At 68.2% G+C, this 267-nt stretch carries 1 protein-coding gene; it reads right to left on the minus strand.

The window, feature by feature from the left end:
- Window positions 1–72 precede the first annotated feature (72 nt).
- The coding region (locus tag CVH10_RS26900) for a hypothetical protein (RefSeq protein ID WP_219924946.1) at window positions 73–267 on the minus strand (195 nt) is incomplete at its 5' end.

Raw genomic sequence — 267 nt, forward strand, 5'->3', positions numbered from 1 at the left:
GGACGTCCTGCCGCTCCACTTAACGGCAAGCCTCATATCGCACGGACGTGGGACGCGCTGCCTCGCTCGCGTTCAACGGGATCGGGTCATACCATCGGCGCGGGCCGCGGTAACGACCCAGCGGCCGGTGCGGCGCGCGGTGCGAACCGTCCAACAACGCCCGGTCTCTGCGAGGAACCGGGCGTGGATCCCTGCCGCATGCTGGACGAACTCGTAGAAATCAATCCTGTGGTGCGCGCGCACGATGATGCCGCCTGGGCGCAGGCG

Origin of the sequence: Halomonas sp. ND22Bw (assembly GCF_003011945.1) — a bacterium.
In the GTDB taxonomy this organism is placed as follows: Bacteria; Pseudomonadota; Gammaproteobacteria; order Pseudomonadales; family Halomonadaceae; genus Halomonas; species Halomonas halophila.